Below are 7,234 nucleotides of genomic sequence, written 5' to 3' on the forward strand. Positions count from 1 at the left end.
GCTGTCCGTTCGCCACCCGCTGCCCGCTCGCCACCGACGTCTGCCACCGCGAGCGCCCGCCGCTGGTCTCGGGAGTCGCCTGCCACCACGCCGACCAGGTGGCCGGGCTCCGGTTGCCGACGAGAGCGGCCTGAGACCGTTCCGGATAAGAAGGAGATTTTCGTGCAGCAGTTCCCCGACGGCTTCCTGTGGGGGGTCGCCAGCGCCGGCCACCAGATCGAGGGCGGCAACGTCCACAGCGACACCTGGTTCGCCGAGCACGTGCGGCCGACCGTCTTCCGCGAGCCGTCAGGCGAGGCGTGCCACGGCTGGGAACTGTGGCGCGAGGACGTCGACCTGGCGGCGGGGATGAACCTCAACTCCTACCGGTTCTCTGTCGAATGGGCCCGGGTCGAGCCGGCCGAAGGCGAGTTCTCTGCCGAGGCCCTGGCGCACTACGCGGCGATCGCCGGCTACTGCCTGGCGCGCGGTCTCGCTCCGGTCGTCACGTTCAACCACTTCACCTCGCCGCACTGGTTCGCGATGCGCGCGGGCTGGCTGAATCCCGAAGCCCCGGCGCTGTTCGCCAGGTACTGCGACCGGGTGATGGCCGCGTTCGGGATGAGGATCGCTCTCGCCGTCACGATGAACGAGCCGGACCTGCCCGCCATGCTGGCCTGGGCGGGGCTGCCGCCGGTCGTTCGCGAGCTGGAGCGCGCCACCCTGGCGGCCGCGAGCGACGCGGCGGGTGTGCCGCGGTACCGGATGAGCAATGTGGTGCTCCCCGAGGAAAGGGATGCGATCTGCGACGGGATGACCGCCGGCCACCGCGCCGCCCGCGCCGCGATCAAGGCCCGGCGGCCGGACCTGCCAGTCGGCTTCGCGCTGGCGCTCGTCGACGACCAGGTGTACGGGCCTGACGCGAGCCTGCGGGACCGCAAGCGCGCCGAGGTCTACCAGCGCTGGCTCGAGCTGGCCCGCGAGGACGACTTCATCGCCATCCAGAACTACGAGCGGCTCTACTACGACGCCGAGCGGTCGGTCAATCCCGACGGGACCCCGGCCGCCGGCGGGCCGATGACCGGCCGCGACCCCGCGTCGCTCGGCTGCTGCGCGCGGTACGCGCACGAGGAGACCGGGGTGCCGGTCATCGTCACCGAGCACGGCATGCAGACCGACGACGACACCGAACGGGCCGCGTTCATCGAACCGTCGCTGCGGGGCCTGCGGGCGGCGATGGCCGACGGTGTGCCGGTGCTCGGCTACCACCACTGGACGCTGATGGACAACTTCGAGTGGATCTTCGGCTACGAGGGGAAGCTCGGGCTGCATTCCGTGGACAGGGAGACGTTCGCGCGCACCCCCAAGCCCAGCGCCGCCGTCTACGCCGCGCTGGTGAAGGAGCAGCGGCGTGGATGAGCTGTCGCCGGTGCGTTTCGAGCACTACCGGGAGGCGCTCGGCATCGGCGAGGCCTCGCCGCGGCTGTCGTGGCAGGTCGCGAGCGAGCCGGGCTGGCGGCAGGCCGCCTACGAGCTGGCGATCGGCGACACGGTCTTCCGGGCGGAATCCGCCTCGTCGGTGCTCGTGCCGTGGCCTGACGCGCCGCTCCGGCCGCGGGAGGCGCGGACCGTGCGGGTGCGGGTGACCGGCGCCGACGGGTCGGTGTCGGACTGGAGTGACCCCGCGACCGTGGAGCGAGGGCTGGACGCTGAGTCCTGGGAGGCCGCGCTGATCTCGCCTGGTGTTGATGAGCGTGGTCCTGCGGCGCTGCTGCGCCGCGAGTTCACTGTCGACGGGGACATCGCTTTCGCGCGGCTCTACGCGACCGCGCACGGGATCTACGTCGCCGAGATCAACGGCCGGCGGGTAGGCGACGACGCCCTGGCGCCGGGGTGGACGAGCTACCACCGCCGTCTGCGCTACCAGTCCTACGACGTCACCGACCTGGTGCGGCCAGGAGCGAACGCCATCGGCTTCCAGGTCGCGGACGGCTGGTGGCGTGGCCGCCTGGGATTCGTGCCTGGTGCGAGGGACACTTACGGGACGTTCCTCGGACTGCTCGCGCAGCTCGAGATCACCCGCACCGATGGCAGCCGGATCGTGATCGTTTCCGACGCGGCCTGGCGCTCCGCGACGGGGCGCGGTCCGGTCCGGTTCGCGGACCTGTACGACGGCGAGCGGTACGACGCCACCCGTGAGCTGCCCGGCTGGTCGGGGACGGGGTTCGACGACTCCGGGTGGGCGGCGTGCCGGGCTGACGCGCTGGACGTCGCGACCCTGGTGGCACCGGACGGCCCGCCGGTGCGTGCCACCGAGGGCCGCGCCGTCCGCGAGACGATCACGACGCCGTCGGGCCGGACCGTGCTCGACTTCGGGCAGAACCTGGCCGGGCGGCTCCGCATCCGGGTCCGCGGCCGCCGCGGCTCGACCGTCACGATCCGGCACGCCGAGGTGCTTGAGGACGGCGAGCTGGGGACGCGCCCGCTGCGCACCGCGCAGGCGACCGACAGCTATACGCTGCGCGGTGATCCAGGCGGCGAGGACTGGGAGCCGGAGTTCACCATCCACGGTTTCCGGTACGCCGAGGTCAGCGGCGACTACGACGACCTTTCCGCGGTCGCGATGGTGTACCACTCCGACCTCGAGCGCACCGGCTGGTTCGCCTGCTCCGACGAGCTGCTCACCCGGCTGCACGAGAACATCGTGTGGGGCATGCGGGGCAACTTCGTCGACGTGCCGACCGACTGCCCGCAGCGGGACGAGCGGCTCGGCTGGACGGGCGACCTCCAGGTCTTCGCGCCTACCGCGGCCTACCTGTACGACTGCGCGGGGTTCCTCGCCTCGTGGCTCAGGGACCTGTCCGCGGACCAGACGCCGGCGGGGACGGTGCCGCTGTTCGTGCCGCGGGTCGACTTCCCCGGGCCGTTCGCTTCGCCGGCGCCGACGGCTGGGTGGGGCGACGCGGCGGTGATCGTGCCGTGGGTGGCCTACCAGCGGTTCGGCGACGTGGGCCTGTTGCGGCGGCAGTACGCCAGCATGCGCGCCTGGGTCGACGGGCTGACCGCTGCCCTGGGGCCCGGCACGCTGTTCGACAAGCCGGCCATGCAGCTCGGCGACTGGCTGGACCCGGCCGCGCCGCCGGACGAGCCGTGGGCGGCAGCGACCGATCCGCACCTGGTGGCGACCGCGTACCGGGCGCACGTCGCGGAGCTGCTCGCGCGGATCGCCGCGGTGCTCGGCGAGGAGTCCGACGCCGTCAAGTACGCCGACCTGGCCGAGGGCGTCCGGCAGGCGTTCCACGACGAGTACGTGACGCCGCGCGGGCGCATCGTGAGCGACTCGCAGACCGCGTACGCGCTGGCGCTGGAGTTCGGGCTGCTGCGCGATCCTGATCAGCGTGCGCTGGCCGGCCGGCGCCTCGTGGAGCTCGTGCGCGCCAAGCGGCATCACGTCGCGACCGGGTTCCTCGGCACCCCGCTGATCTGCGACGCGCTCACCAGCGCCGGCGCCGTCGACGACGCGTACCAGCTGCTGCGGCAGACCGGATGCCCGTCCTGGCTGTACCCGGTGACGATGGGGGCGACGACGGTCTGGGAGCGGTGGGACAGCATGCTGCCCGACGGCTCGGTCAACCCCGGCCAGATGACGTCGTTCAACCACTACGCGTTCGGGGCGGTCGCCGACTGGATGCACCGGGTGATCGGCGGGCTTGCCCCCGCCGCGCCTGGCTACCGGGAACTGCGGATCTCGCCGTGCCCTGGTGGCGGGCTCACCTGGGCACGGGCGTCGCACGTGACGCCGTACGGGCTGGCTGAGGTGTCGTGGCGGCGGTCGGACGGTGTCTTGACCGTGGACGTCACCGTCCCGTCCGGGTGTGTGGCGACCGTTGTGCTGCCCGGGCTTGCTTCGCCTGTTGAGGCCGGGCCTGGGCGGCACCAGTTCAGCTGCGCCTGCCGCGACGCGGCCGACGACCCGGAGTGGCACCCGGCCCCGTTCCTCCCTGAGTTCTCGTGACCGTGACCGATGCGCCGGCCCGGCTGCGGGCCGAGCACCTCGACCAGGCGTTCGGCATCGGGGAGCGGCGACCCCGGCTGTCGTGGCTGCTGCCTTCCGGTTCCGCCGTGCAGGTCGCCTACCGGCTGGCCGCTGACTCTGGCGACACCGGGTGGGTCTCGAGTCCGGACAGCGTCCTCGTCCCATGGCCTTTCCCGCCGCTGGGGTCGGCCGAGCGGGTCACGGTGCGCGTCGCCGTCCGCACCGACCTCGGGGAGAGCCCCTGGTCGGAGGCGCTGCGGGTGGAAACGGGCTTGCTGGACGCGGCGGACTGGGACGGCGTGGCTTCGTGGGTGGCACCTGTCGAAGACGAGGTGGTTTCGCCGGCCGGGCAGCGACCCGCTTATGAGCTGCGCGGGTTCGTGACGGTGGACCGGCCGGTGGCTCGCGCCCGGCTGTACGCCACCGCCCACGGCCTGTACGAGGTGTTCCTCGGCGGCGTGCGCGCCGGGGACCTAGAGCTGACGCCCGGGTTCACCCAGTACGACCAGCGGCTGCAGGCGCAGGCGTACGACGTGACCGGCCTGCTTTCATCGGGGATGACGTCGATTACGGTGCTGCTCAGTGACGGCTGGTGGCGCGGCCAGGTCGGGGCGCTGCGGTCCTTCGACCAGTGGGGGTCGCGGACCGCGTTCCTCGGCCAGCTCCGCATCGTTTTCCGCGACGGGACTACGGCCGTGACCGGCACCGGGCCGTCGTGGCAGAGCCGGCCGTCGCACGTGCTGGCGGCGGACCTGATCGAGGGGCAGCGTACCGACCTGCGGCGGGCCGGCGGGGGCGATTGGCGCCCGGTCCAGCCTGGACCGGACGGCCACGGCTTCGACCGCCTGGTATGGTCGCCGGCGCCGCCGGTCCGGCGGGTCGAGGAGCTACGCCCGGTATCGGTCACCAGGGTCAGCGCGGACCGCCAGGTCGTCGACCTCGGCCAGAACATCAACGGGTGGGTGCGTCTATCCGGCCTCGGCACCGGCCTCGGCACCGGCCTGGGCCTCGGCCCGGCAGGCACCGAGGTCACGCTCACCCACGGGGAGTGGCTCGACGAGGACGGCGACGTGACGGTGGAGCACCTGCGTCCGGCACTGCCGTTCCTGCCGCATCCGCTGATGGCCGGGCAGGTCGACACGGTCATCGCCGACGGGCTGACGGGTGGCTTCGAACCCCGGCACACCACTCACGGATTCCAGTACGTCCGCGTCGACGGCCATCCCGCCGACCTCTCCCCCGACGCGGTCACCGGCGTCGTGGTGCACACCGACATGCGGCGCGCCGGGTGGTTCGCGTGCAGCGACGACCGGGTGAACCGGTTCCACGCTGCCGCCGTCTGGAGCTTCAGGGGCAACGCCTGCGACATCCCCACCGACTGCCCCACCAGGGAGCGAGCCGGCTGGACCGCCGACTGGCAGCTGTTCGTCCCTGCCGCCGCGTTCCTCTACGACGTGGCCGGTTTCTCGGCCAAGTGGCTGCGTGACCTGGTCGCCGGTCAATGGGACAACGGCGTTGTGTCCAACATGGCGCCGCTGCCGCGATCCGAGGGCAGGCACGGCCCGGTGGGCGGCTGGCACGGCTCCGCCGGCTGGGGAGATGCCGCCGTCATCGTGCCGTGGGAGCTGTACCGCGCGTACGGGGACACTCGGATCCTTGACGAGCACTGGGCTTCCATGTCCGCTTGGCTCGGTTACGTGGAACGGGCAGCCGCTGACGGGCGGCATCCCGACCGGGCCGCCCGGTCAGCGGCGCCACTGGCGCATGAGCGCTACCTGTGGGACACCGGGTTCCAGTTCGGCGAATGGAAGGTCCCCGGCGAGGAGATCACCGATATGGCGGCGTATCAGGCCAGCGACAGGGGGCACGTCTCGACTGCGTACTTCTTCCGCTCAGCGCTGCTGGCGTCGAAGATCGCTCGCGTTCTGGGCAAGAGCGGCGAGGCGGACCGGTACGCGGAGCTCGCCGCCCGGGTGCGGGACGCCTGGCAGCGTGAGTTCATCGGCGCCGACGGCACGATCCGGCCCGACGACCAGCCGACGCTGGTGCGCGCCCTGGCCTTCGGGCTGGTGCCTGACGGGGTGCGCGAACGGACCGCCGACCGACTCGTGGACCTTATTCGCGCGGCCGACACGCACCTGAGAACGGGATTCCTGTCGACGCCGTACCTGCTGTCTGTGCTCGCCGACCACGGGCATGCCGACGTGGCCTACGAGCTCCTGCTGCGGGACACGCCTCCGTCCTGGCTGACCATGATCGACCGCGGCGCGACCACCGTCTGGGAGTCGTGGGAGGGGATCGACGCCCACGGCCGGCCGTATGACTCCCTGAACCACTACTCCAAGGGCGCGGTGATCGACTTCCTGCACCGCTATACCGCCGGCATCCGGCTGACCGATTCCCCGGCCTACCGCTCCTTCGTCGTCGAGCCAGTGCCCGGCGGCGGGCTCACCTCCGCGTCGGCCGCCCACGAGTCGCCGTACGGCCGGATCGAGTCATCCTGGGACATCACCGCTGGCCGGATGACCATTGCGGTGCGCGTGCCGCCTGGTACTACCGCGACGGTGGTGGCCGACGGGACAGAAACGACCGTTGGGCCGGGTAGCTACGAATTCACCGTCCCGCAGCCTGACCATCGTACCGGCTAAAAGATCTTGATGCTACCTGTTGTGTTCTCTAGAACACCTGTGCTATTCTAAATTTAGGCCACAAGAGTGGCGCGGACGATGAGAGGCAGGCGATCAGTCACGGCATAACCGGCAGGGGGTGGTTCAGGATGTGCACCGCAGACGGCCGTGTGTTCGGCAGTGTCGCGGAGGCGCTGCGGATGACGCGCGCCGGCCTGGACTACCTGAACGGCCCGGCCGGGGATGACCTGGATGCCGCCGCGTGCGGCACCGTGCTGCGGTCGCTGGGTGAGATCGAGGCGACGTTCACCGCCGCGCACGCGTCCGTGCTGGCCCGGTTCGACGCCGCTGACGCCCACGACAGCGACGGGTACGGCAGCTCCGCCGCGTGGCTGATGGCGATGACGGACATGACCCGGCCGGATGCCAGGACCAAGGTGCGGCGGATGCGGCTGCTGCGCGGCCACCCCGCCATGACCGCCGCCCTCGCCGACGCGGACATCTCCAAATCGCAGGCGCTGGCCATCGCCGAGTGGACCAGGAAACTCCCGGCCGAGCTGCGCGCCGAGACGATCAACATCCTGGTGCAGGC

At 71.7% G+C, this 7,234-nt stretch carries 4 protein-coding genes; all 4 read left to right on the top strand.

Features of this window, described 5'->3' with window-relative positions:
* Positions 1–162 precede the first annotated feature (162 nt).
* On the top strand, positions 163–1,398 hold the full coding sequence (locus WA805_RS23660) for a family 1 glycosylhydrolase (RefSeq protein ID WP_422275107.1): 1,236 nt from the start codon (positions 163–165) through the stop codon (positions 1,396–1,398).
* On the top strand, positions 1,391–3,994 hold the full coding sequence (locus WA805_RS23665) for a glycoside hydrolase family 78 protein (protein ID WP_425243432.1): 2,604 nt from the start codon (positions 1,391–1,393) through the stop codon (positions 3,992–3,994). Before WA805_RS23660 ends, WA805_RS23665 begins: the two co-directional genes overlap by 8 nt.
* A complete protein-coding gene (locus WA805_RS23670) occupies positions 3,991–6,663 on the top strand; it encodes a family 78 glycoside hydrolase catalytic domain (protein ID WP_425243433.1) in 2,673 nt (890 codons plus the stop codon). The genes WA805_RS23665 and WA805_RS23670 overlap by 4 nt, the downstream gene beginning before the upstream one ends.
* A 128-nt stretch (positions 6,664–6,791) precedes the next feature.
* A partial coding sequence (locus WA805_RS23675; RefSeq protein WP_425243434.1) for a hypothetical protein occupies positions 6,792–7,234 on the top strand: 443 nt, incomplete at its 3' end.

The organism is Trebonia sp. (assembly GCF_049794275.1).
GTDB lineage: Bacteria > Actinomycetota > Actinomycetes > Streptosporangiales > Streptosporangiaceae > Trebonia.